Genomic DNA, 402 nt, shown 5'->3' on the forward strand with positions numbered 1-402 from the left:
CCCCCCCCCCGCCGTCGCCCAGCAGACGACGGCTGCCGAGATCCACCCGTGTGAGTGGAGTTCAGACGTGCGCAGCCCGTCGCCGAGCTCATTAAAAGCGGGGGGGGGGGGGGGGGGGGCGGGGGGGGGGCCGGGGGGCGTCTGTTCAGTCCCCGGCCGCCCACCCACAACCCCACCCGCCCCCCCCCCCCCCCCCCCACCCCACCCCCCCCCCCACCCCCCCCCCCCCCCCCCCCACCCCCCCCCACCCACACAAAAAACCCACCCCACCCCCCCCCCCCCCACCCCCCCCCCCCCCCCCAAACACACCCCAACCACCCCACAAAACCAAAACCAAAAAAACAAAACCCCCCCCCCCCCCCCCCACCAAAAAAAAAACACACCAACAAAAACCCACCCACA

1 protein-coding gene is annotated in these 402 nt (G+C 72.9%); it reads right to left on the minus strand.

What is annotated here, in order from left to right; all coding sequences use genetic code 11:
* Nucleotides 1-145 precede the first annotated feature (145 nt).
* The coding region (locus PUR71_RS00860; protein WP_329924335.1) for a hypothetical protein at nucleotides 146-402 on the minus strand (257 nt) is incomplete at its 5' end.

The sequence above is a fragment of the Streptomyces sp. SP17BM10 genome (assembly GCF_036322405.1).
GTDB lineage: Bacteria > Actinomycetota > Actinomycetes > Streptomycetales > Streptomycetaceae > Kitasatospora.